This is a genomic window from Salinibius halmophilus (genome assembly GCF_003577475.1).
GTDB classification, from domain to species: Bacteria; Pseudomonadota; Gammaproteobacteria; order Pseudomonadales; family Natronospirillaceae; genus Salinibius; species Salinibius halmophilus.
Window position 1 is genome coordinate 325,460 of record NZ_QPEP01000001.1, and the last position, 26,326, is coordinate 351,785.

General features: G+C 49.0%; 25 protein-coding genes. 19 read left to right on the top strand and 6 right to left on the bottom strand.

What is annotated here, in order from left to right:
- Positions 1 to 23: 23 nt before the first annotated feature.
- The 4 genes from DUW71_RS01450 to DUW71_RS01465 all read left to right on the top strand — a co-directional run bounded on the left by DUW71_RS01450 (position 24) and on the right by DUW71_RS01465 (position 5,000).
- Positions 24 to 1,802, top strand: a complete 1,779-nt coding sequence (locus DUW71_RS01450) for a DUF294 nucleotidyltransferase-like domain-containing protein (RefSeq protein WP_119393454.1) — start codon at positions 24 to 26, stop codon at positions 1,800 to 1,802.
- The gene (locus DUW71_RS01455) at positions 1,795 to 2,406 is read left to right on the top strand and encodes an exonuclease domain-containing protein (protein WP_119393455.1); all 612 of its coding nucleotides are present in this window, start codon (positions 1,795 to 1,797) and stop codon (positions 2,404 to 2,406) included. Before DUW71_RS01450 ends, DUW71_RS01455 begins: the two co-directional genes overlap by 8 nt.
- Positions 2,407 to 2,464: 58 nt before the next feature.
- Positions 2,465 to 4,273: a translational GTPase TypA gene (typA, locus tag DUW71_RS01460; RefSeq protein WP_119393501.1), complete on the top strand. Its 1,809-nt coding sequence runs from the start codon at positions 2,465 to 2,467 to the stop codon at positions 4,271 to 4,273.
- A gap of 118 nt (positions 4,274 to 4,391) precedes the next feature.
- Positions 4,392 to 5,000 carry a 2OG-Fe(II) oxygenase gene (locus tag DUW71_RS01465; protein WP_119393456.1) on the top strand — a complete coding sequence of 203 codons (609 nt, stop codon included), beginning with the start codon at positions 4,392 to 4,394 and terminating at the stop codon, positions 4,998 to 5,000.
- A 237-nt stretch (positions 5,001 to 5,237) separates the two neighbouring features.
- On the opposite strand, the gene ptsP is transcribed toward DUW71_RS01465, so the two are convergent.
- Together ptsP and DUW71_RS01475 are read right to left on the bottom strand one after the other, a co-directional pair.
- Positions 5,238 to 7,529 carry a phosphoenolpyruvate--protein phosphotransferase gene (gene ptsP / locus DUW71_RS01470; RefSeq protein WP_233545997.1) on the bottom strand — a complete coding sequence of 764 codons (2,292 nt, stop codon included), beginning with the start codon at positions 7,527 to 7,529 and terminating at the stop codon, positions 5,238 to 5,240.
- A 9-nt stretch (positions 7,530 to 7,538) separates the two neighbouring features.
- Complete coding sequence (locus DUW71_RS01475; protein ID WP_119393457.1) at positions 7,539 to 8,021, bottom strand: RNA pyrophosphohydrolase; 483 nt, start codon at positions 8,019 to 8,021, stop codon at positions 7,539 to 7,541.
- 263 nt (positions 8,022 to 8,284) lie between these two features.
- On the opposite strand from DUW71_RS01475, the gene DUW71_RS01480 reads away from it, so the two are divergent.
- A complete protein-coding gene (locus DUW71_RS01480) occupies positions 8,285 to 8,938 on the top strand; it encodes a histidinol-phosphatase (protein ID WP_119393458.1) in 654 nt (217 codons plus the stop codon).
- The gene (locus DUW71_RS01485; protein ID WP_119393459.1) at positions 8,914 to 9,600 is read left to right on the top strand and encodes a hypothetical protein; all 687 of its coding nucleotides are present in this window, start codon (positions 8,914 to 8,916) and stop codon (positions 9,598 to 9,600) included. Before DUW71_RS01480 ends, DUW71_RS01485 begins: the two co-directional genes overlap by 25 nt.
- Here DUW71_RS01485 and DUW71_RS01490 read toward each other — a convergent pair.
- Entirely contained in the window at positions 9,590 to 10,777 is a 1,188-nt protein-coding gene (locus tag DUW71_RS01490) for a class I SAM-dependent rRNA methyltransferase (protein WP_119393460.1), read from the bottom strand. The genes DUW71_RS01485 and DUW71_RS01490 overlap by 11 nt on opposite strands.
- Positions 10,778 to 10,906: 129 nt before the next feature.
- On the opposite strand from DUW71_RS01490, the gene DUW71_RS01495 reads away from it, so the two are divergent.
- Positions 10,907 to 11,764, top strand: a complete 858-nt coding sequence (locus tag DUW71_RS01495) for an HDOD domain-containing protein (RefSeq protein ID WP_119393461.1) — start codon at positions 10,907 to 10,909, stop codon at positions 11,762 to 11,764.
- Positions 11,765 to 11,779: 15 nt separating this feature from the next.
- Here the strand turns inward: DUW71_RS01495 and DUW71_RS01500 are convergent, their stop codons facing one another.
- Positions 11,780 to 12,568 (bottom strand): 3'(2'),5'-bisphosphate nucleotidase CysQ family protein, encoded by a 789-nt coding sequence (locus DUW71_RS01500; protein WP_119393462.1) that lies wholly within the window; start codon positions 12,566 to 12,568, stop codon positions 11,780 to 11,782.
- A gap of 56 nt (positions 12,569 to 12,624) precedes the next feature.
- On the opposite strand from DUW71_RS01500, the gene yrfG reads away from it, so the two are divergent.
- From yrfG to gshA, 5 genes are all read left to right on the top strand, one after another.
- On the top strand, positions 12,625 to 13,284 hold the full coding sequence (gene yrfG / locus DUW71_RS01505; protein WP_119393463.1) for a GMP/IMP nucleotidase: 660 nt from the start codon (positions 12,625 to 12,627) through the stop codon (positions 13,282 to 13,284).
- Positions 13,272 to 13,658 (top strand): RNA-binding S4 domain-containing protein, encoded by a 387-nt coding sequence (locus tag DUW71_RS01510; RefSeq protein ID WP_119393464.1) that lies wholly within the window; start codon positions 13,272 to 13,274, stop codon positions 13,656 to 13,658. The genes yrfG and DUW71_RS01510 overlap by 13 nt, the downstream gene beginning before the upstream one ends.
- A complete protein-coding gene (gene hslO, locus DUW71_RS01515; protein ID WP_119393465.1) occupies positions 13,655 to 14,515 on the top strand; it encodes an Hsp33 family molecular chaperone HslO in 861 nt (286 codons plus the stop codon). Before DUW71_RS01510 ends, hslO begins: the two co-directional genes overlap by 4 nt.
- 8 nt (positions 14,516 to 14,523) lie before the next feature.
- Positions 14,524 to 16,806 carry a Tex family protein gene (locus tag DUW71_RS01520; RefSeq protein WP_119393466.1) on the top strand — a complete coding sequence of 761 codons (2,283 nt, stop codon included), beginning with the start codon at positions 14,524 to 14,526 and terminating at the stop codon, positions 16,804 to 16,806.
- A gap of 86 nt (positions 16,807 to 16,892) precedes the next feature.
- Entirely contained in the window at positions 16,893 to 18,428 is a 1,536-nt protein-coding gene (gene gshA / locus DUW71_RS01525; RefSeq protein WP_119393467.1) for a glutamate--cysteine ligase, read from the top strand.
- Between the two features lie 4 nt (positions 18,429 to 18,432).
- Here the strand turns inward: gshA and DUW71_RS01530 are convergent, their stop codons facing one another.
- Positions 18,433 to 18,858, bottom strand: a complete 426-nt coding sequence (locus tag DUW71_RS01530; protein ID WP_119393468.1) for a flagellar basal body-associated FliL family protein — start codon at positions 18,856 to 18,858, stop codon at positions 18,433 to 18,435.
- A 15-nt stretch (positions 18,859 to 18,873) separates the two neighbouring features.
- Here DUW71_RS01530 and DUW71_RS01535 point away from each other — a divergent pair, with 15 nt between their 5' ends.
- The 4 genes from DUW71_RS01535 to DUW71_RS01550 all read left to right on the top strand — a co-directional run bounded on the left by DUW71_RS01535 (position 18,874) and on the right by DUW71_RS01550 (position 21,723).
- Positions 18,874 to 19,380, top strand: coding sequence for a disulfide bond formation protein B (locus DUW71_RS01535; protein ID WP_119393469.1), 507 nt, complete (start codon positions 18,874 to 18,876; stop codon positions 19,378 to 19,380).
- A gap of 160 nt (positions 19,381 to 19,540) precedes the next feature.
- Positions 19,541 to 20,014, top strand: a complete 474-nt coding sequence (rsd, locus tag DUW71_RS01540; RefSeq protein WP_119393470.1) for a sigma D regulator — start codon at positions 19,541 to 19,543, stop codon at positions 20,012 to 20,014.
- Positions 20,015 to 20,017: 3 nt separating this feature from the next.
- Positions 20,018 to 20,971 carry a WD40 repeat domain-containing protein gene (locus DUW71_RS01545; protein WP_119393471.1) on the top strand — a complete coding sequence of 318 codons (954 nt, stop codon included), beginning with the start codon at positions 20,018 to 20,020 and terminating at the stop codon, positions 20,969 to 20,971.
- The gene (locus DUW71_RS01550) at positions 20,968 to 21,723 is read left to right on the top strand and encodes a ParA family protein (RefSeq protein WP_119393472.1); all 756 of its coding nucleotides are present in this window, start codon (positions 20,968 to 20,970) and stop codon (positions 21,721 to 21,723) included. The genes DUW71_RS01545 and DUW71_RS01550 overlap by 4 nt, the downstream gene beginning before the upstream one ends.
- Here DUW71_RS01550 and DUW71_RS01555 read toward each other — a convergent pair.
- Positions 21,716 to 22,144: a DUF2390 domain-containing protein gene (locus tag DUW71_RS01555; protein ID WP_119393473.1), complete on the bottom strand. Its 429-nt coding sequence runs from the start codon at positions 22,142 to 22,144 to the stop codon at positions 21,716 to 21,718. The two genes, DUW71_RS01550 and DUW71_RS01555, sit on opposite strands and share 8 nt — an antisense overlap.
- Positions 22,145 to 22,184: 40 nt before the next feature.
- Here DUW71_RS01555 and DUW71_RS01560 point away from each other — a divergent pair, with 40 nt between their 5' ends.
- From DUW71_RS01560 to DUW71_RS01570, 3 genes are all read left to right on the top strand, one after another.
- The gene (locus DUW71_RS01560; RefSeq protein ID WP_119393474.1) at positions 22,185 to 24,077 is read left to right on the top strand and encodes an ABC-F family ATP-binding cassette domain-containing protein; all 1,893 of its coding nucleotides are present in this window, start codon (positions 22,185 to 22,187) and stop codon (positions 24,075 to 24,077) included.
- Positions 24,078 to 24,114: 37 nt separating this feature from the next.
- Positions 24,115 to 24,690, top strand: coding sequence for a nucleotidyltransferase family protein (locus DUW71_RS01565; RefSeq protein WP_158583822.1), 576 nt, complete (start codon positions 24,115 to 24,117; stop codon positions 24,688 to 24,690).
- Between the two features lie 577 nt (positions 24,691 to 25,267).
- Positions 25,268 to 25,990: an endonuclease NucS domain-containing protein gene (locus DUW71_RS01570; protein WP_119393476.1), complete on the top strand. Its 723-nt coding sequence runs from the start codon at positions 25,268 to 25,270 to the stop codon at positions 25,988 to 25,990.
- The last annotated feature ends 336 nt before the right edge of the window (positions 25,991 to 26,326 follow it).

The window sequence follows — 26,326 nt, forward strand, 5'->3', positions numbered from 1 at the left end:
CTTTTGCTTGTAAGGGGCAGCCGATGACTAACAACCCCTATCTAGATTTTCTAACTCGCTTTCCACCATTTGATGAATTACCAAACAATATTTTAGAGCAACTTAGCGGACGCCTTGCCGTTTCATACTTACGCCAAGGCGAAGCCTGGCCGTCTAAACCCGGTTTAGCAATGATTCGCGCTGGCGCGTTTGAACTTTACAATCAGGATGGCGAACTGATTGACCGGCTAAGTGAAGGTGAACTGCTCGGCGTTCAGTCTTTGCTTCAGCGTCAGTCTGCAAATGTACATGCCACCTGCATTGAAGATGCACTGCTCATTTCTTTGTCGTTAAACGACTGTGATTGGTTAATAGCGCAAGCACCCATCGTCGATACTTTTTTACGATTACTCGGGGAACGCCGAGTTGCATGGGGGCAGCGCAGCGCGCAACAGCAAAGCCTGCCATCACATGACAAAGTAATGCATTGCATGAGCACGGACTTACTGACAGCGCCCACTTCAATAACCATTCAAAATGCTGCCGAGTTAATGACCGAGAAACAAGTTGGCTCACTATTAGTCGTTGAGAACCAAGAACTCCTCGGCATTGTTACCGACCGTGACTTACGAAAACGTGTGGTAGCAACTGGGCTGCCACTGAACACTTCGGTGGCGAGCATTTTAACGTCGCGCCCAATCACCATTTCGCCCAACGCGACAGTGTTTGATGCCATGCTGATCATGGCTGAACATTCAATCCACCACCTGCCGGTTGTCGACCGCCAGCTTTGTGGATTAATTACCAGCACCGACGTGTTGCGCTATCGAGAGCTAGACCCAGTCAATGTCATCAAACGCATTAAACGTTGCCATGATGTTGAGCAAATCAAAGAAGTAGTCGCCTCGTTCAAGCAAGTATTGCAGGCGCTGCTGGCACAGGGCGAAGAAGGCTTAAGTTTAAGCCGTTTTTATAGCAAGTTTTGGGATGTTGTGAGCCGGCGGCTACTGAGCATTCATCAGCAGCGACTAGCGTATGATTCGCCTTTTGCTTGGCTAGTTTTTGGCTCGCAAGCACGTGAAGAAATGCACCTAGGTTCAGATCAAGACAATGGCATCATCTACCCTGATCACCTTAGCGACACGGTCAACCTTCAGGCGCTGGCAGAGGCAGTCAACAAAGACCTAGACACGCTTGGCTTGGCTTGGTGTCAGGGGGGGGTGATGGCTAGCCAAAAAGCCTTCTTCCGTTCGGTGAGCGAGTGGCGCGCCCATTATCAAAAGTTAATTGACCAAGCCAACAGCGATGCTGTGCTAGCACTTGAGATTCTGCTCGACATTCGTGTTATCGATGGCGACCACTCACTAGCAACCGCCATTGATGACATTGCCAAACAAGCAGCCGGTAAAGCGCAACTGCTTCTTGCTGAACTAACCCGAGATTTACTGCGCACGCATACGAGCAGTGGCTGGTTGGCAAATTTGTTAAATCAAAGTAAGCCAATTAACGTTAAAACCCAACTGCTCACGCCAATTAATGACACCGCTCGGTTATTGGCTTTTGCCCATGGTATTCGCAGTGCTTCCTCTTCAAGCCGCCTAGTCGCCTTATTAGATTTAGAACCTGATCTGCCGATTCAGGGGTTAATTGATGGCCACGAGTTTTTATTGCAGTGGCGCTGGCGTCAGCAGTTGCAAGGAACAGATAATTTGATGGTTCCCAAACAACTAAAACCCGTTGAGCGCTACCAGCTTAAAGAGCTATTAAAGGCCATCGACGAATTACAAAAGCTACTGGGTTACAGGTATCTTCGGCGTGTTTAAAGCATCAGACGTAGCGAAAATTGACTCGAATTTAATGCTTGCAGAGGCAGGATTTGTTGCTCTGGATCTCGAGCTGACCTCACTCGACACCAAACTCTGTGACATTGTTTCTATTGGCGTGCAGCCGTTCGACTTAACAGGATTTAAACCTGCACAAGGATGCCACTGGCTTGTGCGCGCAGACGTTGGCAGTAGCGCGGTGGTGCACCAAACAACTGATAACATGCTTGCGGATGCACCACATTTAAGCCAAGTATTGCCGCAAGCACTGCTAGCTTGTGAGCAAAAGATAGTGGTTGTTCATAACCGGTTTATTGAGCAGCCAGTGCTTGCCAGATTTGCCAAACAACTACTCGAGTGGCGGTTTGCGCCGATTTATTTCGATACCATGGCGTTTGCGATGCGCAAAGCAGGTCCACATCGCGACGAATTTAAATATAACGCATTTACCCTAGAAAACTGCCGAGCAGATGCCGGCTTACCCAATGTGCCAGCGCATAATGCGCTAGTGGATGCCCAGGCGACAGCAGAACTTTGCATTGCACAATGTGCGCAAATACCAAAAAAACTAACAATTGCCCAAGCGCAAAAACATTTTGTCTGATGAATTGTTGGTCAATGGTGGTATGATCGCCCCCGAAATTTTATTGGAGACCTTGCTTGTGATCGAGCGCTTAAGAAACATTGCGATTATTGCCCACGTTGACCATGGTAAAACCACCTTGGTTGATAAACTTCTCAAGCAGTCGGGTACGCTTGACCGCAAAGAAGTGGAGGCCGAGCGCATCATGGACTCCAACGACCAAGAAAAAGAGCGTGGCATTACCATTTTGGCGAAAAACACCGCTATTAATTGGAATGATTACCGCATCAACATCGTCGACACGCCAGGGCACGCCGACTTTGGTGGTGAAGTTGAACGTGTGATGTCTATGGTCGACTCAGTACTACTATTGGTAGACGCCGTTGATGGCCCAATGCCACAAACGCGCTTCGTAACCAAAAAGGCGTTCGAGCAAGGCTTAAAGCCAATTGTTGTAATCAACAAAATCGATCGTCCAGGTGCGCGCCCAGATTGGGTAATGGATCAAATCTTTGATTTGTTTGACAACCTAGGTGCTACCGATGAGCAACTGGATTTCCCGGTGGTTTACGCATCTGCGCTAAACGGCTTCGCTGGCTTAGACGCCGACAACATGGGCGAAGATATGACGGAGCTATTCCAAGCCATCGTTGACCTTGTACCAGCACCAGATGTTGACCCAGAAGGCCCGTTCCAGATGCAAATCTCGGCCTTGGACTACTCGAACTTCGTTGGCGTCATCGGCGTAGGTCGTATCACCCGTGGTTCGGTTAAGCCAAACCAGCAAATTGTTGTGATCGACAAAGAAGGCAAGCAGCGCAAAGGCAAAGTTGGTCAGGTAATGACTTACCTAGGCCTGCAACGTAGTGAATCAGACAGCGCGCAAGCGGGTGACATTATCTGTGTGACAGGTGTCGACCCACTAAATATCTCAGATACCTTGTGTGACCCGAATAACGTTGAGGCGCTTCCTGCACTTTCGGTGGATGAGCCAACCGTTACCATGACTTTCCAAGTAAACGACTCGCCGTTTGCTGGTAAAGAAGGTAAGTACGTAACCAGCCGAAATATTCTAGAGCGCCTAGAGAAAGAACTGGTACACAACGTAGCCCTTCGTGTTTCAGAAACCGACAGCCCAGAGAAGTTCCGTGTATCGGGCCGTGGTGAGTTGCACCTTTCAGTACTAATTGAAACCATGCGCCGTGAAGGTTTTGAGCTTGGCGTGTCGCGCCCAGAAGTGATCATCAAAGAAATTGACGGTGTTAAGCAAGAGCCATACGAAGATGTGACCATCGACGTAGAAGAGCAGCACCAAGGCTCTATTATGGAAGAGCTAGGGTTGCGCAAGGGTATTCTGAATAACCTAACCCCAGATGGCAAAGGCCGTGTTCGCCTCGACTACATGATTCCATCACGTGGATTGATTGGCTTCCGTAACCAGTTTATGACGCTGACATCAGGCTCTGGCATCTTAACCAGTCGCTTCGACCACTATGGTCCAGTGATTGAAGGCGAAGTAGAACATCGTAAAAACGGTGCGTTGATCTCAATGGCAACCGGCAAAGCCTTGGGTTATTCATTGATGACGCTGCAAGAGCGCGGCCGCCTGATGATTCAACCAGGCTTTGAAATTTACGAAGGCATGGTAGTAGGTATTCACTCACGTGCTAACGACTTGGTGGTAAACCCTACCAAAGCGAAGAAGCTAGACAACATGCGTGCTTCGGGTAACGATGAAAATGTTAACCTAACGCCGCCTATTCGCTTCACGCTAGAGCAAGCACTTGAGTTTATTGAAGACGATGAACTAGTGGAAGTAACACCAGAGAACATTCGTATTCGCAAGAAGTTCCTAAGCGAAAACGAGCGCAAGCGTAACAAGCGCTAGTAGTATTTGGCACCAGCGCTTGCTGGTGCTACTCCCCCTCATTTTTCGCTTTGTAATCTGCACTTCCTAGCATATATTCCGCACGCAACGATCCACACCCCCGTTGCATGAGGACATCATGCTGGCCAATCAATCCATAATTAACGCCTTAGCGACTCAGGGTTACTGCGTCATTGACCAAGCCCTAGAGCCAAGCCTTGCCCAGGCACTATGGCAAGTCGCATTCGATTTCCAAAACGATTTTAGTCGTGCCGGCATAGGGCGCGGCGATGACCATCAGCTAGCCAGCAACATTAGGCGCGATGAAATCAGTTGGATTCAAGGTGACACACAAGCTACCCGGCAATTAATGCAGGCAATGCAAGCGTTACAATCTGATTTGAATAAATATGCATATTTGGGCTTAAAAAGGTTTGAGGCTCACTATGCCCACTATCCACCTGGTGGTTTTTACAAGAAGCATTTGGATGCCTTTAGAGGCCAATCAAATCGCGTGGTGACCTTGGTATATTATTTGAATCCGAACTGGCAACCCGAGCATGGTGGTTGTTTGCGCCTGTATGATGAGACGGATCAGTTTTTGTTAGATATCGAGCCAACTTTCAATCGGCTAGTCATATTTATGAGCGAAGAATTTCCGCATGAAGTACTGCCCACCCATCAGGATCGCTATAGTATTGCGGGATGGTTTAGAACGGATCAACTTGATGCACTGCTAGGGCAATAATGCCTAGACAACTCGTGAGCGACAGGCAATAAAAAAGGCACCCACGGGTGCCTTTTTATGACTCTCTCCAACACCCACTAAGAAAAAGCAGCTGTCACCTTTTAAGTTAGCTCATTCTTGCTAGATTTGATGTCGCAAACTGATCGAATTTAATGATCAATATTCATAAGCAACAAAACCACTGGTAGCCAATACAGACCCACAAAGATACCAATTCCACCCCGGTTAAGAACCAAATTAGTCTATGTGATTTTGATCCTTATAATTTGGCCCCACACTTACGCCATAACGCTTTAAGGCGTAGTCGAGCACCGAGCGAGCGATAAGAGGTGAATCATTATTTAGCACTTCATCAACCAAGGGCCGTGCCCAAGTCATATCAATTTGTCGCAATACCGACTTCACTCGCAGCAAGGAGCTAGCACTCATTGACAGGCCATCAAAGCCCATTGCTGATAACAAGATCGCACCAGCTGGGTCGCCAGCGAACTCCCCACAAATGGTCACCGACACACCATAAGCATGTGCCTCATCAACAATATGTTTAAGTGCTTTGAGCACCGATGGGTGGAAGGTGTCGTAGAGGTCCGCCACGCGCGGATTGTTGCGATCAACCGCCAGTAAATACTGGGTTAAGTCGTTTGACCCAACCGAAAGAAAGTCAACACGCGAAGCGTAATCACGTATTTGATACAGCGCTGCCGGCACCTCAATCATCACCCCTACTTCAGGGGTTTTGATGTCGTAGCCTTCACTTTGCAGCTCATGTTCTACCCGGTGAATAAGGTGTGAGGCTTCTTCTAGCTCAGTGGTACTACTCACCATTGGCAGAAGTATTCTTAGATTATCTAGCCCTTCACTGGCGCGCAGCATGGCTCTGACTTGGATTAGGAATATTTCAGGGTGATCGAGCGTTACACGAATACCGCGCCAGCCCAAGAAGGGGTTTTGCTCTTCAATAGGGAAGTATGGCAATGACTTGTCGCCGCCGATATCCAAAGTACGCATGGTGACTTTTCGCGGCGCAAAAGCTTGCAGCTGCTCACGATAGATTTCAATCTGCTCACGCTCAGTAGGGAATCTCTCGCGCATCATAAATGGCACTTCAGTCCGATACAGCCCAACGCCATCAGCGCCTCGATCTTGAGAACGCACCACATCCGTTAACAAGCCAGTGTTGACCAACAAAGGAACGTTGTAGCCATCCAGCGTTTCACAAGGTAAATCTTTGAGTCGTTCGAGGTCGGCGGCAGATTCTTCTTCTTCGACAACAATGGCTTCAAAATAGCTCAGTTTTTCAGCCGTTAGGTTGTGATAAAGGTGGCCGCGATAGCCATCGACTACCAACTGCTTACCGTCCATCACCTTGACCGGCATATCTACCAAGCCCATTACCGTAGGGATCCCCATGGCACGAGCAATAATGGCGATATGGGAGTTGCTGGAGCCTTGGCGAGAAACAATTCCCACAATACGGTTTTCAGAAATTTGTCCAAGAATGGCAGGGGTCAGCTCATCGCCAACCAAAATAGCGCGCTCTGGTAACTCACGCGTTTCATCATCATTACTTTCTAGGTACGACAATACTCGCCGCCCCATATCGCGAATATCTGCCCCACGCTCGCGCAGATAAGGGTCATCCATCGCATCAAACTGGGATGAGTACTCCATCACGACGGCGGCTAATGAGCCACTAGCCGCGTAACCTTCGTTAATGCGCCGCGCTACTTCATCGCCTAGTGTCGAGTCTTCGAGCATATTAAGGTAGGCGCCAAACAAAGCCTGCTCTTCGGGTTGCAACTGATCTTGCAGCGCTTTACCGGCCTGCTTAATATCTTCGCGCACACGTTCAAACGCGGCTTTTAACTTGCTCACTTCGCGTTGAGGGTCTTTGCAAGCATATAGCGGCACGTCTTCAAGCTCGGTGCCACCGACTACAACGGCTTGACCAATGGCGACACCGGGCGCGCCAGCAACCCCATCGAAGCGGATATTTTCTATGCTATCGGCACTTTTGCCTGCCATGGCTTTCATGCCACCAGTGGCTTGGGCATGGGCAATCACACCGGCTAACTGAGCCCCCATGGTGACCAAAAAGGCTTCTTCAGCTTCATCAAAAGCGCGCGCTTCGGTGCGCTGCACCACCAGGATACCTAATAGCTTTTTCTGGTGAATAATGGGGGCAGCCATAAAGGCCTTTAAAGATTCTTCACCCAGCGAGTGGACATAATGGAAGCTCGGGTGATCACTGGCGTTAGCCAAGTTCACCGGCTCTTCTCGGCGACCAACCAAGCCAACAATGCCTTTGTTCTTCTCTAGCAGTAGTGTGCCAACGTCGTTTTTGTTTAACCCTTCCGTGGCCATCAACCGATAGCGCTCAACCGACTTATCCCATAAAAACGCCGAGCATACTTGCACAGACATGCTTTGCTGAATACGCAATACAAGCTTCGCCATCGCCGCGTTCAAATCTGGCGCAGCGTTTACTTCTTGGACGATTCTTTTCAGCGTTTTCAGCATTGCATCCATGAGCTCTCCTTAAAATAAGCTTCGGGCCAACCGCGGTTGCAGCTCGGTTAGCGCGGCGCGATATACATCTCGTTTAAAAGGCACCACATTCGTTAGTGGGTACCAGTAGCTTACCCACTGCCACCCATCAAACTCTGGTGTGTCACAGTCGGTAACATTCACTTCACTATCGCGACACATCATGCGTAGCAAAAACCATTTTTGCTTCTGCCCAATGCAAACTGGCAAGCTGTTATAGCGAATCATGCGCCGAGGCAGCTGGTACTTGAGCCAACCTCGCGTGCAGGCAACAATGCTAACATCATTCTCGCTGAGGCCAATTTCTTCGCGCAGCTCTCTATACATAGCAGCAATGGGCGTCTCATTCGCCCGAATTCCCCCTTGAGGAAACTGCCAGGCGTCTTGCCCTAACCGGCGAGCCCAAAGCACCTGTCCGCGACCATTGGCGAGAATGATGCCTACATTGGGTCGAAACCCATCTGAGTCAATCACCTTACCACCTCATACTCTGTTCTAATCTGATTCTTTCATTGTATGAGGAAATCGGCAACTAATTGGCAGAAAGTGACGCGATAAATACCTAAAAAACCAAGTCAGCTTGTGTTTTTATCAATCAGCGTTTCAGCAATCACCATTGTTTGCACTAGCTTGCCGCGCATTTTATATCGGCTCTGTTAGCCAGCATGGTATCTCGGTATCATAGTTTAGAGTTTCATTGATAACCTTGATTAGGTTTGCGATAAAAGGATATGCCCATGGCACTGGCCATTTTTGATTTAGACAACACATTGATTCGTGGTGATAGCGATCACGCGTTTGGTGAATTTTTGGTCGCTGAAGGGGTTGTGGATGCCGAGCACTACCTTGAAAAAAATGACTATTTTTATCAGCAGTACCAAGCGGGCACGCTCGACATCCATGAATATGTTGAGTTTGCTCTGTACCCATTTGCCAAATTAAGTGTTGATGAGATAACGGCGCTGCAAAGCAAGTTTTTGGCTGAACGCATCGAGCCAATTCTGCTAGATAAAGCATTTGCCCTGTTACAAGAACACAAAGACCGTGGCGACTTTAACCTTATTATCAGTGCCACCAATGATATTGTTGTAGGGCCCATAGCTAAGCGCTTAGGGGTAGACGACTACATTGCCACAACGGCCGAATTTAAAGATGGCAAATATACAGGCAAAGTTGCCGGCACGCCGTCTTTTCAAGCAGGCAAGATCACCCGCCTAGAGGCTTGGCTTGAACACAATCCGCAGTCGATGACAGGCAGCTACTTCTACAGCGATTCACATAACGACCTACCACTGTTGAAAAAAGTGGATCACCCAGTGGTGGTTGATGCGGACCCTACCCTACTTAGCTATGCAGAGGCACAACAATGGGCAAGTATTTCGTTGCGCTGATGGCTTGTGCTGTGCTTATTGGCTGTAGTCTTGAAGAACAAAGCGTTGAGGCATCGCAGCATTTGCAGCAACGCCTCAGTCAATTTTCACAAATTGTTGCAACCAGCAATGAGTTGATGCAATCCGCCCAATCCCTACCCTCTGCGCCACAAACGATTGAGCAGGTCACCCTAACGTTGGCAGATTTGCACCGACGAATCGCCGCTATAGACCCACTGCTTGTGTTACCTGATGACTCCGAGCAAAGGTGGCAGCGCATTTATTTCCCGGGCGCTAATCGACAATACTTGTTGCCTTCACCTGATTACCCGTTTGCCGGCATTATTGCCGATCGCACCATCGCCCTAGTAGCCGATAGCCTGATTGATGAACATCAGGTTGTAATGGCCTCCGACCAGGCGCTAGGTATCGACGCTTTGATGATTGTTGCCAGCAGCATTACGCCTAACGATACGCTGCTAGAGCGCAAACACAGGTACCTAGCCGAGGCAACTGAGCAACTACATAGAGACCTTGCCTACATTAACGGGCGCTGGCAGCAGTTAACGATCGAGGGAGCGTCGCAATCTTTGCTCGAGCAATGGCAAGCCGCATACAACAGTGCCGCGGCTGCTCGGTCTTTGCCCAGCAGCACGCTACAGTCGATGCTAATTAATAAGTAGGCAATACTCTAACCATGGCCGACTTAATATATTCGCTTTCTGGCAAGGCAGGATGTATGGGGTGGTCGGCCGCTTGGCTAAAGATGCCAGCAATCTGAGTTTGGCGATCGATTTTTCGACCACTGGCTCGAATAATGTCGATAAAGCGCTCGCGCGACAGGTGCATTGAACAGCTGGCACTTATTAGCCAACCCTCTTGGCCAAGCAGTCTAAGCGCTAGCTCGTTCAGCTTTTGATAGGCCCGCTCGCCGGCTGCCTTGTCTTTTTTGCGCCGAATGAATGCGGGTGGATCGACAATCACCACATCAAAGCGCTCTTTTGCCTCGGCAAGCGCTTTCATTTGATCAAAGGCGTCCCCACAAATTGCCGACACATTGGAGAGCTGATTTAGCTCAGCATTAGCTTTCACTTCATTGCAAGCAAACTGTGAAGCATCCAAACAGACAACCTCACTCGCACCAAAGACTGCCGCTTGTACGCCCCAGCCACCCACATAGCTGCACACATCCAAAACTCGCTTGCCCTTCACCAACGATGCAAGGCGTTGACGGTTATCGCGGTGGTCATAGAACCAGCCAGTCTTTTGGCCATTTATAATAGGAATACGGAAATGCACACCGTTTTCAATACAAGGCACATACTCAGGGACTTCACCAAAGGCCACGACGACTTCATCGCTTAGCCCCTCTTCTTGGCGCATTTTGCCATCGTTGCGCAGCAACACACCCTTAGGTTGCATGACTGCAACTAAAGCATCCACTAGCAGCGCTTGATACGGTGCTATCGATGAACTATTGATCTGCACAGCGAAATAATCACCGTAGCGGTCAATCACCACACCAGGCAGCCCATCGCTATCACCATGAACTAAGCGATAAAACGGCTCTGGGAAACACTGCTCACGCAAAGCCAAGGCGTTTTGCAACCGGATTTTGAAAAACCGTTTAGATAATCCTTCTAGTACTTTTCGACTCACTAACCGCAATGCAATCAACTGAGATGGCGAAGCAAGCGCCGAACCCAGCGGTTTGCCATTGGCAGCATAAACACCAACCAAGTCACCGCTGGCCAAATCAGATAATGGCGACTTTTGTGTATCTATTTCGTTACTAAACACCCACGGGTGGCCTGAACGTAGGCGTTTTTCCGCCCCTGAGCGCAAATAAACTTGCTGCATTTTATCCTCAACTTGGCAAAAGACCTGCTAGCCTATAAGGGTGACTACCAGTGTTTATAAGCGGCAAGTATACCCGAAGTTATTCGCTTTCGGAGCCGCAGCTAGCGTAATAATAGGACTTCTTCGTAGATGACCGCTGACGCCATTGAAAAAATATTGCAGGGTATAAGAATCCCCCCTCAGCCACAGGTGCTGGTTGACTTACATATGGCTCAGCTCGACGGAGACCTAACCATTGATCATATGGCGGAACTGATTGCCAATGACGTGGGGCTGGCTGGAACGGTTATCAAAATTGCTAACGCCACCCTGCCGCGTAAAAACCGCTTAAGCAGCATACAGCAGGCCGTTACACGCATAGGTATCGACATGGTGTTTCAAATAGTCAATGGGCTTAGTATAAAAGGCGAGCTGAGCGATGAAGAAATCACCAACCTGAATCAATTTTGGGACACGGCCCACGATTGTGCTATTGCCTGCAGCGCTCTCGCCAAAGAGACTAAAATGGTCGATGAAGGCCAAGCTTACGCGCTAGGTTTGTTTCATAACTGTGGCATGGCCCTTATGCGATCGAAATTTGACGACTACTTTGAGATTACCGCCAAGGCTTACCAAGCTGATCTAGCACGGTTAATCGACCTAGAGAATCACGAGTACAAAACTAATCATTGTGTTGTAGGTTATTATACCGCCAAAGCCTGGAACCTACCCTTGCTCCTTTGCCAAGTGATTGCAGATCATCATGACATTCCGCGCGCACTAGCGACATGGCAAGAAGATTCACCCGGACGGCTACTTTTTTTACACCTAAAAGCCGCCGAACATCTATGCCGGTTTTACTACACGCTTGGCAATGCAACAGAGGATCATGAGTGGGCGGTGTTAAAAGACCTAGTCAGCTCTCAGCTTGGCATTGGCGAGTATGACTTAGAAGATATCCGCGCTCGCCTAATTGACCACGGTTCGCTGACCACTATATCAAGCTAGCCTAACGCTAATCAGTCACTTTTGATTCGTCAAAACAGGCAAAATAGTGGTATCTGCTACCGCAACGAAGGCGGGCACCGACAAGTCACTGCCACCATACTGCAACTCCTGCCCTTGCCAATCTACAATGGTGCCTCCCGCGCCTTGCAGCAGTGCATGCGCGGCAGCCGTATCCCACTGCATAATACCCTCTGGGCGAGGATAAATATCGGCATCACCCGCAGCAATTAGGCAGAACTTATAGGCAGCACCAGCTTCGCGGCGGTCAACTATGTAGCCCTCAGCTTCTAGTTTATCCTGCCAATTTCCTTGATATGGCCCTCTGCGCGACCCTACTGCGGTAATGTGCTTACCCACAGTACGAGGCGTTAGCGCCGCGCCATTAACGAATGCGCCGTATTGGCGGCCACCATAAAAGCTTTGCTCAAGCATTGGCATGGCCACCAAACCAAGCTCAAGTTGGCCATCTTTAATAAGTGCGATATTAATACTGAACTCACCAGAGCCTTCCATAAACTCGGCAGTGCCATCCATCGGATCCACTAGCCAAAAAGTATCGCGCTGACTGGCAATAATATGTGACGATTGCAGCTCTTCAGATATCACTGGCACGCCCGGCATCATTCTTTTTAAGCCCGTTACCAATGCTTGCGAAGCGCGGGTGTCGGCCTCTGTTACCGGCGAATCATCACTTTTTCGACTAACCTTGATCTTGTCTTTATTGGCGTAATCGGCTCGCAATTGCTGGCTTACTTGCTCGACCAGTGTTTGCAACTCAGAAAACCAAACCGGCAGCGATTTCATGCTGCTAACTCCTTTGCCTTTTGTTAGGCTCTGGCAAAATTGAATTGGACAAGCACATGCTTAATTGGCAACAAATAGACACCGTCATGTTAGATATGGACGGGACCTTGCTCGATCTACATTTTGATGAGCATTTTTGGACCAAAGATATTGTTCATGCTTACAGCCAACAGCATGGCGTAAGCAATGAAGAGGCGCAAGCCTTTCTTGACCCTTGGTTTAGCCAAACGCATGGCACCCTGGACTGGTACTGCACCGATTTTTGGTCGCGCTTAGCAGGGTTATCGGTGGCGCGCTTGAAGCGCCAATGTAGCCACAGAATTGCATGGCGCCCTGGCGCGCGCGAATTTGTTTATTGGCTGAAGTCACAAAACAAACAGGTTTGGCTGACCACCAATGCCCACCGGGATGGTTTTATGGTTAAGGCGGAAGTGACCGAACTGGATGCACTGATGGATAAAATCATTATTTCGCATGAGCTTAACGCCCCAAAAGAACACGATATCTTCTGGCAATACTTACAACAACAGCACCCATTTGATAAAACGCGCACCCTATTTGTTGATGATAATGAGACAGTACTCGATGCCGCCAATAGCTACGGCGTTAAGCACTTGCTCACCATTAGCCAGCCTAATATGCACCAGCCAGCGCGAGAGAGCGTACGCTACCCGGTAACGAATGACTTCTATGAACTATATCCATGCAAGCAGTAAGAATTGATAAATGGCTGTGGGCTGCGCGTTTTTTTAAAACCCGTTCACTCGCCAAAACAGCCTTAGAAGGTGGCCATGTACATTACAATGGCCAGCGCGCTAAACCATCACGAAATGTTGAAGTTGGCGGCAAACTTCGCATAAGAAAAGGCCAACAGACCTTTGAAATTGAAATTTTGGCCTTATCTGAGCAACGGGGGCCAGCACCAGTGGCCCAAGCCCTCTATAGCGAAACACCTGAGAGCGTAGCCGAGCGACAACGACAGGCAGAGCTGCGCAAGCTCGCCAAAGCCGCTGACGCCACGCCGCAACAGAAGCCAAACAAAAAGCAGCGCCGCAATATTCGCGCGATGAAACACGGAGCCGATTTATGAGCCAAGCCGATAGCAATCAACGATTTTTATTTGAGCAAACCGAAGTACGCGGTGAGCTTACTCAGCTTGGCGATACGCTTGCTGCCATTAAAGAACGTCACGACTACCCTGCCAACGTTATGCAGGTGCTAGGTGAGTTTGTTGCAGCAGTAAGCTTACTTGCTGCTCGAGTAAAGGTAGATGGCAGCATTATTTTGCAGGCGCAAGGTGAAGGCCAAATCAATATGCTGATGGCCGAAATTGTTGATCATAAAAATATTCGCGCCATTGCTCGCTTTGAAAACGACATTGACCAAAGCCAACCACTGCTCAGCAAAGGGCGCTTAGCCATTACCATTGAGCCTTATATTGGCCAGCGCTACCAGGGCATTGTGGAGCTGCAAAAAGACAATGTTGCTGGCGCACTAGAAGACTACTTTGAGCGCTCTGAGCAATTAAAAACTCGTATTTGGTTGGCCAGTGATGGTAATCGTGCTGGTGGTTTGTTGCTCCAGGCACTCCCCCACGCAGCCGAAGAAAGCAGCTTACAGCGCCAAGATACCGATGCATGGGACCGCTTAGTACACCTTGCCGATACGGTTAAGCAAGAAGAACTGCTAGAGCTTAACAGCGAAGAGTTGTTATTCCGCTTGTATCACGAAGAGCAAATAAAAGTGTATGAGCCAACTGACCTGCAGTTTAATTGCAGCTGCTCAAAAGCTCGTGTTGCAAGAGCCATCACGCAACTAGGCGAAACTGAAGCGCGGGAAATTGTTGCTGAGCAAGGCGCAATTGAAGCAGACTGCCAGTTCTGTCGTCATGTGTATCGCTTTAACAATGACGACCTCGATGAGATGTTTGACAGCTCGCGCCATTAAGGAACCTTATGTCTACGGTATTACAACTTGTTGCCAATGAGCTTGGCATCCGCACCAGTCAGGTAGAGGCTGTTGTTCAACTATTAGATGACGGCGCGACCGTGCCGTTTATTGCCCGCTACCGTAAAGAAGCAACGGGTGGCTTAGACGACCAGCAGCTGCGCAAACTTGCCGAGCGTTTAACTTATCAGCGTGAACTCGCAAGCCGAAAAGACGCAATTTTGGCCAGCATAGATGAGCAAGGCAAGTTGACTGATGCCCTGCGCCAACAAATTCAACAAGCGTTGAGCAAGTCTGACCTCGAAGAACTCTATTTACCGTTTAAACCCAAGCGCGAAACACGTGGTCAAAAAGCCATTGCTGCCGGTCTAGAGCCATTAGCAAACGAACTCTGGCAAAACCCTCACAATGACCCAGAAGCGCTTGCTGCTAGCTTTGTTAATGACAAAGTACTAGATACCAAAGCCGCATTAGAAGGCGCACGGTTTATTCTAATGGAGCGCTTTGCCGAACAAGCAAACGTTCTATCGGCGCTGCGCAACTGGCTATGGAACGACGGATTGTTAGTTAGCCAAGTGATAGAAGGACAAGCAGAAACCGAACTAGGACAGAAGTTCAAAGACTGGCACGCGTATCAAGAACCCATCAAGAAAGTGCCAAGTCACCGGGCGCTAGCCATGTTTCGTGGGCGTAACGAAGGCGTTTTACAGCTTAAAATTCAGCCAGTTGCCGAAGACGATAAAGCAGCCCAGAGCATGGCCCAGTTATATTTAGCCGAACAGCTCGGTTGGCAGCATCAAAAGCGCCCAGCCGATACCTGGATAAGTGAGGTCATTCGCTGGACATGGCGGGTAAAAATTTCGACCTATATCGAAACCGAGCTATTTGCTCGCCTACGTGATAGTGCCGAAGCCGAGGCCATTAAGGTATTTGCTAGCAACCTAAAAGACTTGTTACTGGCAGCGCCAGCCGGGCAATTTGCCACCCTAGGCTTAGACCCTGGTTATCGCACCGGCGTTAAGGTGGCCGTGGTCAGTGATACCGGTGACCTGCTTGATCATACGGCGATCTTCCCGCATGCGCCGCAAAACCGTTGGAATGACGCGCTCGCTACCCTTGCCGCCCTGTGTAAGCAACATCAAGTAAAATATATCGCAATTGGCAACGGCACGGCCTCGCGCGAGACCGAAAAACTTGCCCGCGAACTTACCAAAGCCTTGCCAGAGCTTAAGCTATCGCCTGTTATGGTGAGCGAAGCAGGCGCTTCGGTTTACTCTGCCTCAGAGCTTGCAGCAAAAGAGTTCCCCGACCTAGATGTCACAATTCGAGGCGCAATTTCAATCGCACGCCGTTTACAAGACCCATTAGCAGAGCTGGTTAAAATTGATCCAAAAGCAATTGGTGTTGGGCAATATCAGCATGATGTAAACCAAAGCCAGCTGAAGAAATCGCTGGACGATGTGATTGAAGACTGTGTAAACGCCGTTGGGGTGGAGCTGAACTCAGCGTCGCCACATCTACTTGCCAAAGTAGCAGGTTTGTCGGCAACGTTAGCGAGCAACATTGTTGCCATGCGCAGCCAGCTTGGCCGCTTTGACTCCCGCAAGCAGTTGCTGAAAGTACCGCGACTGGGGCCAAAAGCATTCGAGCAATGTGCAGGCTTTTTGCGCATTCGCGACGGCAAGGTGGCACTCGACAACACAGCGGTGCACCCAGAAGCTTATGATTTGGTAGAACAAATTGTGGCCCAGGAGTCGCTTTCGCTGGATCAGTTGCTTGGCAACAGTGGCAAACTAAAGCAAATTGATATTCGCCGCTACGTGACCGACAGCATCGGTGAGCCAACCCTAAAAGACATCCTAAGCGAACTAGCCAAACCAGGGCGCGACCCTCGACCTGAGTTTAAAACAGCAGAGTTTGCCGATGGCATCGAAAAAATTAGTGACCTGCGACCAGGCATGAAACTGCAAGGCGTGGTGAGCAACGTCACCCACTTTGGTGCTTTTGTTGATATTGGCGTGCATCAAGATGGCCTTGTACACATCTCGGCACTATCGGACCAGTTTGTTAGCGACCCAAGAGAGGTTGTGAAAGCCGGTGACGTCGTGAAAGTCACGGTATTAGAAGTGGAACCAGAACGTAAGCGCATTAGTTTGTCGATGAAGCAAAATGCTGAACCCGTTGCCCAGGCACCGAATAAAGCAAATAAGTCGCCACGAAAAACCCAGCAGCAACCAGCACCTGGCAACTCAGCAATGGCTGACCAACTAAGTGCGTTACTGAAACGTTAACCAAACCGTGCTAGCAGGCTGCATTGAATTCTATTATGCAGCCCCCATTTGCTTGCTATTACGTTTACTAATTGGAAGCGCACTCAATGAGCGTGAAAGAACTACTGCCAACCCTTACCAAAGAAGACTTATTGGTAACGCGTGGTATCGAGAAAGAAGGATTGCGAGTGAATGCCTATGGGCATATTGCGCAAGACGATCATCCATACGGTGCTGGGTCTGCCTTAACGCACCCACATATTACCACCGACTACTCGGAAGCCCTGCTTGAGTTCATCACGCCTGTTCGAACCAGTGCGCAAGCGGTACTCGATGACCTGCACGCTTTGCACCACTTCACACTTACGCAAATGCCATCACAAACCATTTGGCCAGCATCTATGCCTTGCAAGGTAGATGGCGAGTTAGATATTCGTATTGCCGAGTATGGTGATAGCCATTTAGGCCAACTTAAGCATGTGTATCGCCACGGGCTTTGGCATCGATATGGGCGACTCATGCAGGCTATTGCTGGCATGCATTATAATTTCTCGGTACCTGAAAGCTTGCTGGCTAAAATTGCGCAAGCACAAGGCAGCGAGCTCACACAAGACAAACAAACCGAGCTGTACTTCAACCTAATTCGCAACTTCCGACGCTACCAATGGCTGTTACTGCACTTGTTTGGCGCTTCACCGGCATTTGACCAAAGCTTTAAAGTGGGTCGCTCGGCCAGCTTGCCTAAGTTTGCCAAACGCAGTCACCTGCTCGACACGGCCACCACGCTTAGAATGAGTGACATTGGGTACTCCAACAACGTGCAGAGTGACCTGTTCGTTTGTTTCAACAGCCTTAATAGTTATGCCGCAACCTTGTCGAACGCCATGCAAACCTCGTTTGTTGGCTATGAAAACATTGGTTTGCAAGATGGCAAACAGTGGAAACAGCTCAACACCAACGTGTTGCAAATTGAGAACGAGTATTACAGCGACATACGGCCAAAGCGCAATGCCAAAAACGGCGAAAAACCACTGCAAGCGCTTACCAAATATGGCGTTGAATATATCGAAGTTCGCTGCTTAGACTTAAACCCATTTGAACCGCTGGGCTCTAACCTTGCCCAACTACAGTTTTTAGACACCTTCTTACTATGGTGTTTAATGAGCGACAGCCCAAAACTTTCTGATGAAGAATGCCATGCAGTTCGGGTAAACCAGCAGCGAGCAATCAATCATGGTCTTAACAAAGATGCGCTGCTGAAAGACGGCGACACCGAACGAACCATTGGTGAATGGGGACTGGCGTTAATCGATGACATGCAAGCCATTGCCGACCAACTTGAAGGCCAATACTCAGGCACGCGTGCGGCACTAGACACCATGCGCGAAAAACTTAAGGGCAATAGTGAAACGGTTGCCCAGCGAATGGTGCGCGAGATGAAAGCAGAACAAGCTGATTTTCAAGACTGGGCTGAGCGGCTAGCCGTGGCGCATAAACAAACGATTTTGGCGCAAGCACCAAACCCAGAGTGGCAGGCGACCCTTACCGAACAAACGAAAGCGTCTCATCTTGCCGAACAGCAACTAAGCAAAGAGAGCCAAGGCAGCTTTAATGACTACCTAGCTGCCTGGTTAGCCAAGTAGCCGGTTAACTTTGCAATACGAAACTGGTGAACAACACCTGATCGATTAGTGTGTCACCAGTTTCCTGCAACATCACACCTTGTACCGCATCCAAAAGCTGATTACGCATAGCTGCCTGCGCTTGCGCAGAGTGCATGGTTTCTACAGACTGGCGCGATAACGTCATGATGATGGCATGGCGTAGTGCATCAGAATGTTGAATTACGTCTATAGATGCTAAATCGTTGCGTGCTTTTAAGGTTATGTTCACCGCAACATAGCGAATCTTGGTATCCTCTCCGTTGCCGTAATTAACAACGAATTCGGGTTCCAGTGCAATATATCGCTCTTGCGCGACCGCGCTGGTAGAAATAAATGTAAAAAACATGCTCAAGAGCAAAGAACAAAATAACCACGCTCGTATGCTTAAGCCATTGTGATATTGGGTCACTAAGGAGCCTCCAAGATGTTAACAACAATAAACTGGCGCACGCTCAACATCGCCGCCGTGCTAGGCACCATCATAATGATGTTGGTTGCCCGCTATTATTTTCAAATATACCTAGGCCTAGAGCCATGTAACCTATGTATTTTCCAGCGTTTGGCCACCATTGCCGTTGGCGCCATCGCATTCGTCGCCATCTTTGTTCACAAGGGCAAAGCCTATCGCTGGGTTGTGGCCTTGGCATTTATATCGGCAATCGTAGGCGTAGCCTTAGCCGGTTACCAAGTATGGTTGCAAAACCTGCCACCGGAAAAAATTCCTGCTTGTGGTCCAAGTTTAGATTATCTACTAGACATTATGGGTCCTTGGGAGGCAGTTGTAGAAGTATTCCGTTCATCTGGCAGCTGTGCTGAAATTCAATGGCAGTTCCTTGGGTTGAGCATTCCAGGCTGGACAGGTGTTGCGTTCATTGGCTACGCCATTTTCTTCGCCGTGCAGTTCTTCACGCCAAACTGGAACCGTAAGTAATTACCAACCTGTAATTAAGCGACAGCACGCTAGATGTGTGCTGTCGTTCAGTAATACTGACCGTTGAACCCTGCATACCATGCTTCCCAAACTTGCCTATGCTTGTTTATAGTGTTCATATAAAGTGAAATTGTGAAGCAGATAACAAAAAGGCACCGCCATGTTAGAAAGTTGCAAAACCGCCCAAGAGCGTTGGGGCGGCGTTCACCAGATTATCGATAGCTGGCTAGCAGAGCGCCGAGAGCTGATTAGCCTTTACTTTGCTTTAGAAGGCATTACGCCATTCGAGAAAAATCGAGATAGTGAAGAAGATAAGCTGACCAAGTTCTGTGAAGTATTAGTAGACTACATTTCTTCTGGGCATTTCGAAGTGTATGAACAGCTATTGCATGAAGCGAAAGCATTCAATGATGGCTCGGAACGCTTAATCTCACATTTAATGCCAAAAATTCAGACCACGACTGAAACGGCATTAGATTTTAATGACTTGTTTTCTACGGCTGAGCTTGTGCAAGCAAATGTAGCCAAAGTACATGACCAACTGTCTGTGCTTGGCGAAGCGTTGGAAGAGCGTTTTGAACTAGAAGATCGCTTGATTCAAGACATCCACGAGGCACACCGAGAAGTCGCTTAATTTATGCGCCACACGTTCACCTCACTGTTCATAGCGTTGGTGCTAGCTGGTTGTAACAGTAAGCCACTAGATAGCTGGCAACTGGTAGACAATGGGGTATTAACGGGCGCATTCTCCCCGAATGGTCAGCTAACGCTAATTGGCACCCTTTACCAGGGTGGTGCCGTTTGGAATAGCCGAACCACTAACACCTTGTTCCGCTGGAATCATCAGGCCGACTTCTACACAGATATTGAGTCGGTTGCCTTTTCGGCAGACAACCGAGTGGCGCTAACCGCCGATCGCTACACACTAGTGAGCTGGTCCACGGAAACCGGTGAGGCATTTGGCTATTGGCGAGCCCCAGCTGAAATATCAGCCGTGGCACTGAGCCGCAATGGTGAGTTTGCTTTTGTTGGCATGGAAGACGCGCAAATATCCAAATTTAATGCATTACTTGGTGGTGTTGAAACCACCATGTTTCACCAAGGCCCAATAAACGATTTGGCCATGTCGGCCAACAGTAATCGCCTAATTAGTGGCAGCGAAGATTACACCGCCAAGATATGGAACAGCGAATCTGGTGAGTTACTACTCACTCTCCCTAGTGAAAATCAAGTCACCAAGGTTGCCATTTCGGATAATGGTCAACTAGCCTTAACAAGCGCGCCAAGTGAGCCAGTGTTAATTTGGGCAATTGATGGCAAACGCGCCATCCGCGAAATTAACCTAGGTATCAATGCGGCACTCGCATCGGCAGTATTTATTGAAAATGATCAACGGCTATTGTTGGGCATGCGCAATCGCCAAGTTCATCTTTATGACATTGCCGCCGATAACATTGTTAAGACATGGCAACTTCCGGGGGACAGTGCATGGGCAGTCAATACTAGTCGCGACGTGATAGCGGTGGAGAAATCCGGCGATTTCATTTTGGCACTAGTATCCGATGGTCAATTGCATCTGATGAAGGAATGAGTTCGAAAGCAACTGCACGTATCATTGCTCTGCCAACACCCGTTCGTGTGTTGGTCGCCAACGCAAAAGGCGGGGCTGGTAAAACCACGCTAGCAACCAACTTAGCGGCCTTTTTAGCCCGCCGTGGCCAAAAGGTTGTATTAGTTGATCATGATAACCAAGGGTCGTCACAACAATGGCTCGAAGCTCGCCACAGCGACCACCCCGAAATACATGGCATTGCCGCTTGGCAAACCAATCAACATGCCACGCGCTCGTTTCAATTAAACAATATTCCGGCGCGCAGTGAGTTTGTGATTCTCGATAGCCCAGCCGGTTTAACCGGGCAAGCCCTAGACGATTTAATTCGCCAAGCCGACATTATCATCATGCCGGTGACGCCCAGTGCCATAGATATTCGTGCCACAACTGGGTTTGTGCGTAATTTACTGTTATCCAATAGTTTACGTGGTGAGAAAAAACGTGTGGGTGCCGTGGCGAATCGAGTTAGGCGCAACACCCTGGTTTACATGAAGCTGGAGCTATTTCTGAAGTCGTTAAAGATTCCGTTTATTTGCTCGCTACGCGACACCCAAGACTATGTTCGTGCAGCCGAGCAAGGCCTAGGCATACATGACTTGGGCAAACTCAGCGCCTACGATGAAGACAGTTGGCGTCGGCTCATTCAATGGCTGGACCGCGCGGCCGAGCAGGTTCGGTTAGAGCGCACCCCACAGGCACTTCGCAACCAAGCAGGCGGCAACGCTAGTTAGCGTCAACCGCTTGCATAAGCGCCTTCGACTCTGGCCATTGCTGCCAGTTTGGCCACACCTCAGTTAAGCGCTCTTGCCAGTTTGCAGAACTCACTTGCTTGCTGGCTAGTCGATACCAGTGCGCTAGTTCAACGCGCTCTTTTTGCAGTTCTAGGTCTAACAATTGAGAATAAAGTTTGCTGTCACGCATCTTCTGGCGTAACTGGCGAACCGGCAACACAACATGCGTATGCCACTGCGCCAGCATGTCATCTGGCTTGTTTGGCAGTTCATAGCCATGTTTTGCCGCCCAAAGGGTGGCCAGCCATTGGTTGATCCATAACCCTTCCCGTTCCTGCAGCGCCAATAAAAGCTGCGCGTTTTTGCCTTTTTGGTAAAACTGGATTGCAAATTGCCAGAGTGGCGAGTCTAATTGCAACATTATTTATTCCATTCAATCGTTGTTTCAAATTAGTTGCGCCATGATAAAACTCGAATCAATTAGCCTGCAACGCGGCCCCCGCGTTTTACTCCAGCAGGCATCAATGACCATACATCAAGGCGATAAAGTTGCCCTAGTAGGGGGTAATGGTACGGGCAAGTCGTCGCTTTTTGCCTTACTAAAAGGTGAGATACCCGTTGATACCGGCGAGCTGCATATTGCCAAAGACTGGCGTGTAAGCTGGCTTGACCAAGAAGTGACCGACCTTGAACGCAAAGCTTTAGACTATGTGATTGATGGCGACCGCCACTTGCGCAAACTGCAAGCGGATTTACAGTCGGCTGAATCTGGTGGTGACGATATGGCGATTGCCCGCGCACATGGCGCATTAGAAGAGTACGGCGGCTACCAAGTTGACCACAAAGCCGAAAACATTCTTGCAGGCCTAGGGTTTAGCGTAGATCAGATGCAACAACCAACGGGTAGCTTCTCGGGTGGTTGGCGGATGCGCATCAGCTTGGCGCGCGCCCTATTCTGCCCGTCTGATTTACTACTACTCGATGAGCCAACCAACCACTTAGACCTAGGTGCCTTGTTATGGCTTGAGCGCTGGCTGCAAGACTACAAGGGCACACTGCTATTTATTGCGCACGACCATGCCTTTATGGATGCCATTGCTTCCCATACGGCAGCCATTTACCAGGGTACGCTCAACTGTTTTCGTGGTAACTACTCAAGTTATTTACGCCAACGCACTGAGCAAGAAGCACAACAGCAAGCCGCATTTGATAAACAAGAAGCCAAACGCGCTCATTTGCAAAGCTTTGTCGATCGCTTTCGCGCCAAGGCCACCAAGGCTAAACAAGCACAAAGCCGCCTTAAAGCACTAGAGCGATTAACCGCGAACGCGCCAGCGCATGCTGAGTCGGGCATATCGTTTCAGTTACCTGCCAACGACAAACATTCCGACCCAACCCTAGTAATAGACCAGGCAACGCTTGGCTACGATGCCAACAACCCCGTGCTCACTGGGGTGGATTTCTCGTTGCGCCCACAAACGCGCATTGGTTTAATTGGCCCAAACGGTGCAGGTAAATCGACGCTAATGCGTACACTGCTTCGCCAAGAACACTTGTTAGCTGGCGAAATTACCAAGGGTGCACATTGCAACATTAGCTACTTTGCCCAGCACCAACTTGAAGAGCTCGACAGCAAAGCAACCCCATTGCTCATTATGCAGCGCAGCTTCCCAAAAGAGCACGAACAAGTGCTGCGCGATGCGCTGGGTAAATTTGGTTTTGATAAAAACAAATCTGAAACCCCACTAGAAACCCTATCTGGTGGCGAGCGCGCTCGTGTGGCGTTCGCCCAAATTAGCTTGCAGAAGCCAAACCTGCTGCTACTAGACGAACCGACCAACCACTTGGACTTACAAGCACGACAAGCACTCAGTGAAGCGCTACTGGCTTATGAAGGCGCACTCGTGCTGATCTCGCACGACCGCCACCTGATAGAAGACAGCACAGATGAACTGTGGTTAGTAAACGACGGCAAAGTAAAACGCTTTGATGGCGACCTAGCGGATTACCAGAAGCTGCTCAACGACGCCCAAAAGACGGCTGCGCCTGCAAAAGAAGCAGACAAACCAGTGGTGGATAAAAAGGCCCAACGCCAAGCGGCAGCGGCCAAACGTGCACAGCTAAAACCGCTAAAAGACAAAGCCACTAAGCTTGAAAAGCAAATTGATAAACTGCAAACCCAGTTAGCAGACATTGAAGAGCAACTAGCGGACACCAGCCTGTATGAGCCACAAAATGCCGACAAGCTACAGCCACTTCTGAAAAACCAGGGTGCGATGAAAGCCGAGCTAGATGACATTGAAATGGCGTGGATGGAAGCACTTGAGGCATTGGAAGCTGCCGAAGCAGACTAAGGCAACGGCGGTCGCCCGTTATAAAAGGACTTATATAATGAACAGTGACCTAACCAAGCAGCTTTGCCAGGCGATTCAGTCTGTACCTGAAGCCATGGCACTGCTTGGTTTATTACAACAGCTAAACCTGCCAAACCACTACCTCGCTGGTGGCTCGGTGACACAAATACTGTGGAACCAAAAGCTAGGTTTGCCAGCGCTCGATAAAGTAAACGACTTTGATGTGGTGTACTTTGATCGTGAGCACGACAGCGAAGCCCACTTTCAACAGTTAATCGATGCCCATAAACGCTTCGCCATGCCGGTCGATGTGGTCAACCAAGCCAATGTGCACACCTGGTATGGCAAAAAGCATGGCAACAACATTGCACCTCATCAAACAACCGAAGATGGCATTCGCACCTGGCTCCCCTGCTTTGCTGTGGGTGTGAGGTTAGAGAGCGTTAGGTTAGAAAGCAGCGACGAACTAACAGTATTTGCACCGTATGGTTTAGAAGACCAAGCAAACATGATCATTCGGCCCAACAAACGCACCATGCGCAAAGAAAACTACGATGCCATGAACGCAAGCTTTAAAGCGCGCTGGCCTATGGTGAGTGTTTTGGATTGGTAGTTAGCCGAGGAAAGCCAGGGAGGAAGCAAAACCCTGCAGCCTCATTACAACGCGCCAAATGGCATGCTATTTATATTGTCACTTTGGTTATTTTATATATTTTTTATTTCTATATATTCTATTTTTATTATTTTTTACAATATAACACCCGATACTCTCACTGGCTTATTAAATTAGACCCATGAGGTTCATGGGGTAGCTCAACCGTAGGTTTCACAAACCAGAGGTTTGGGAAACAACTTGGCGCGCTCTGCTCACCATCAACAAGCGGCAATACGCCAACCAACTTGGCAACAAGCTCAAAAGGTCACTCGCTAGCGAATGCCCTTAGCCAAAATGAATCCGCCAAACAAGTTCAGTTTTTCGTCACGTTGTCGCCTGTTCAAATCGGCAAACTTGTAGTAGCTTCGTTACATAAACTAACGCGCATGCACAGTTCTGGGCTGGTAAAACCCTAAGCCTTTCTAAACGCTAGGTAGGCACCCAGTTTTTGGCTTCGAAGCTTGTGGGTATAAATCTTTGCAGGGTAGTTGTGTGCATGCACGTTACATAACTGTTAGCTGCCTTGTGAGGAATTATGCGTACTGAAAACTATAGGAAGTGGCTGGCAGCCCAAAATTACCAAGGCGGAACAATAACCGCCCAAATGCACAGGGCAGGAAGAGTCGAGGAGCATTACGGCGATCTCGATGCGCTCTACGCAGAGGATAAATTGGAGCAGCTAATCCAAGAGTTGACCTATACCACTCAAGATCGACGAAACAACAGGCCTAATGAAACTAAAATCCCCTTTGAGGGAAATGCATATAACAACTTGGCATCATATCGTGACGCTGTCCGTCGCTATCGCCGTTTCTTGGAAGATGATATAGAAAATATTGAACCTGAAGTTGTGGTGCTCGACGACGCTCCAGAGCCCGAAGCAAAACCACAGACCATCGGCCTAGAAAAAGACATGCAGGCTGCCATTCGACAGAACATCGGCCAGATCGAACAAGGCCTTCGTATTACTGATAACGGTAGAGAACGTTCAGTTGAAACCGGGTTCATCGATATCACAGCCGAAGATTCCGATTCGACCCCTGTCGTTATCGAACTAAAGACCGGCGTGGCTGGGCAGCGTGCAGTCGCTCAAATACTGAGTTATATCGGGAGCGTGATGGAAGAAGAAGGAACCGATAATGTTCGCGGCATCTTGATAGCGTCTGAGTTCGACCGGAAAGCACGCGCTGCGGCCAAAGTCGTTCCAAATCTGACGTTGATGCGTTATAAGTTCTCCTTTCAGTTTTTTCCGGAATGAATTTAGCCCAGTGCAAGTGGCAGCTAACAAGTCGCTCGCGTGGGACGCTGCGCCGCGATGCGACTCGCGCCCCACAGATTGAGCGTTATGTTTAAAGGGAGTGATAATTGAGCATTTCTGAAACAGTACCAACGCCACAGGAATTTCTTATAGAAACTCCTTTATATGAGATTGCTTCGTATAAAGATGCTGACCTTGAACAAGGTAGGTTACTGAGATTTTTTGACGAGACATTTGATTCTTACTGCCCTCAGTGCAACTCACACAGCATTTTTGAGCGCTGCTGGCAGTACTCTAAATCTATATGAATAACGTGGACACCCACCAGAAATATGC

What these genes read in the sequence shown, in the direction of transcription:
- DUW71_RS01520 (WP_119393466.1), top strand. Translation starts at nt 14,524, where the DNA reads ATGTCTACGGTATTACAACTTGTTGCCAATGAGCTTGGCATCCGCACC.
- DUW71_RS01480 (WP_119393458.1), top strand. Translation starts at nt 8,285, where the DNA reads ATGGCACTGGCCATTTTTGATTTAGACAACACATTGATTCGTGGTGAT.
- DUW71_RS01550 (WP_119393472.1), top strand. Translation starts at nt 20,968, where the DNA reads ATGAGTTCGAAAGCAACTGCACGTATCATTGCTCTGCCAACACCCGTT.
- DUW71_RS01560 (WP_119393474.1), top strand. Translation starts at nt 22,185, where the DNA reads ATGATAAAACTCGAATCAATTAGCCTGCAACGCGGCCCCCGCGTTTTA.
- DUW71_RS01495 (WP_119393461.1), top strand. Translation starts at nt 10,907, where the DNA reads ATGACCGCTGACGCCATTGAAAAAATATTGCAGGGTATAAGAATCCCC.
- DUW71_RS01490 (WP_119393460.1), bottom strand. Translation starts at nt 10,777, where the DNA reads ATGCAGCAAGTTTATTTGCGCTCAGGGGCGGAAAAACGCCTACGTTCA.
- ptsP (WP_233545997.1), bottom strand. Translation starts at nt 7,529, where the DNA reads ATGGATGCAATGCTGAAAACGCTGAAAAGAATCGTCCAAGAAGTAAAC.
- hslO (WP_119393465.1), top strand. Translation starts at nt 13,655, where the DNA reads ATGAGCCAAGCCGATAGCAATCAACGATTTTTATTTGAGCAAACCGAA.
- DUW71_RS01570 (WP_119393476.1), top strand. Translation starts at nt 25,268, where the DNA reads ATGCGTACTGAAAACTATAGGAAGTGGCTGGCAGCCCAAAATTACCAA.
- DUW71_RS01510 (WP_119393464.1), top strand. Translation starts at nt 13,272, where the DNA reads ATGCAAGCAGTAAGAATTGATAAATGGCTGTGGGCTGCGCGTTTTTTT.
- DUW71_RS01555 (WP_119393473.1), bottom strand. Translation starts at nt 22,144, where the DNA reads ATGTTGCAATTAGACTCGCCACTCTGGCAATTTGCAATCCAGTTTTAC.
- DUW71_RS01465 (WP_119393456.1), top strand. Translation starts at nt 4,392, where the DNA reads ATGCTGGCCAATCAATCCATAATTAACGCCTTAGCGACTCAGGGTTAC.
- DUW71_RS01450 (WP_119393454.1), top strand. Translation starts at nt 24, where the DNA reads ATGACTAACAACCCCTATCTAGATTTTCTAACTCGCTTTCCACCATTT.
- yrfG (WP_119393463.1), top strand. Translation starts at nt 12,625, where the DNA reads ATGCTTAATTGGCAACAAATAGACACCGTCATGTTAGATATGGACGGG.
- DUW71_RS01535 (WP_119393469.1), top strand. Translation starts at nt 18,874, where the DNA reads ATGTTAACAACAATAAACTGGCGCACGCTCAACATCGCCGCCGTGCTA.
- DUW71_RS01485 (WP_119393459.1), top strand. Translation starts at nt 8,914, where the DNA reads ATGGGCAAGTATTTCGTTGCGCTGATGGCTTGTGCTGTGCTTATTGGC.
- rsd (WP_119393470.1), top strand. Translation starts at nt 19,541, where the DNA reads ATGTTAGAAAGTTGCAAAACCGCCCAAGAGCGTTGGGGCGGCGTTCAC.
- DUW71_RS01565 (WP_158583822.1), top strand. Translation starts at nt 24,115, where the DNA reads ATGAACAGTGACCTAACCAAGCAGCTTTGCCAGGCGATTCAGTCTGTA.
- DUW71_RS01545 (WP_119393471.1), top strand. Translation starts at nt 20,018, where the DNA reads ATGCGCCACACGTTCACCTCACTGTTCATAGCGTTGGTGCTAGCTGGT.
- gshA (WP_119393467.1), top strand. Translation starts at nt 16,893, where the DNA reads ATGAGCGTGAAAGAACTACTGCCAACCCTTACCAAAGAAGACTTATTG.
- DUW71_RS01500 (WP_119393462.1), bottom strand. Translation starts at nt 12,568, where the DNA reads ATGAAATCGCTGCCGGTTTGGTTTTCTGAGTTGCAAACACTGGTCGAG.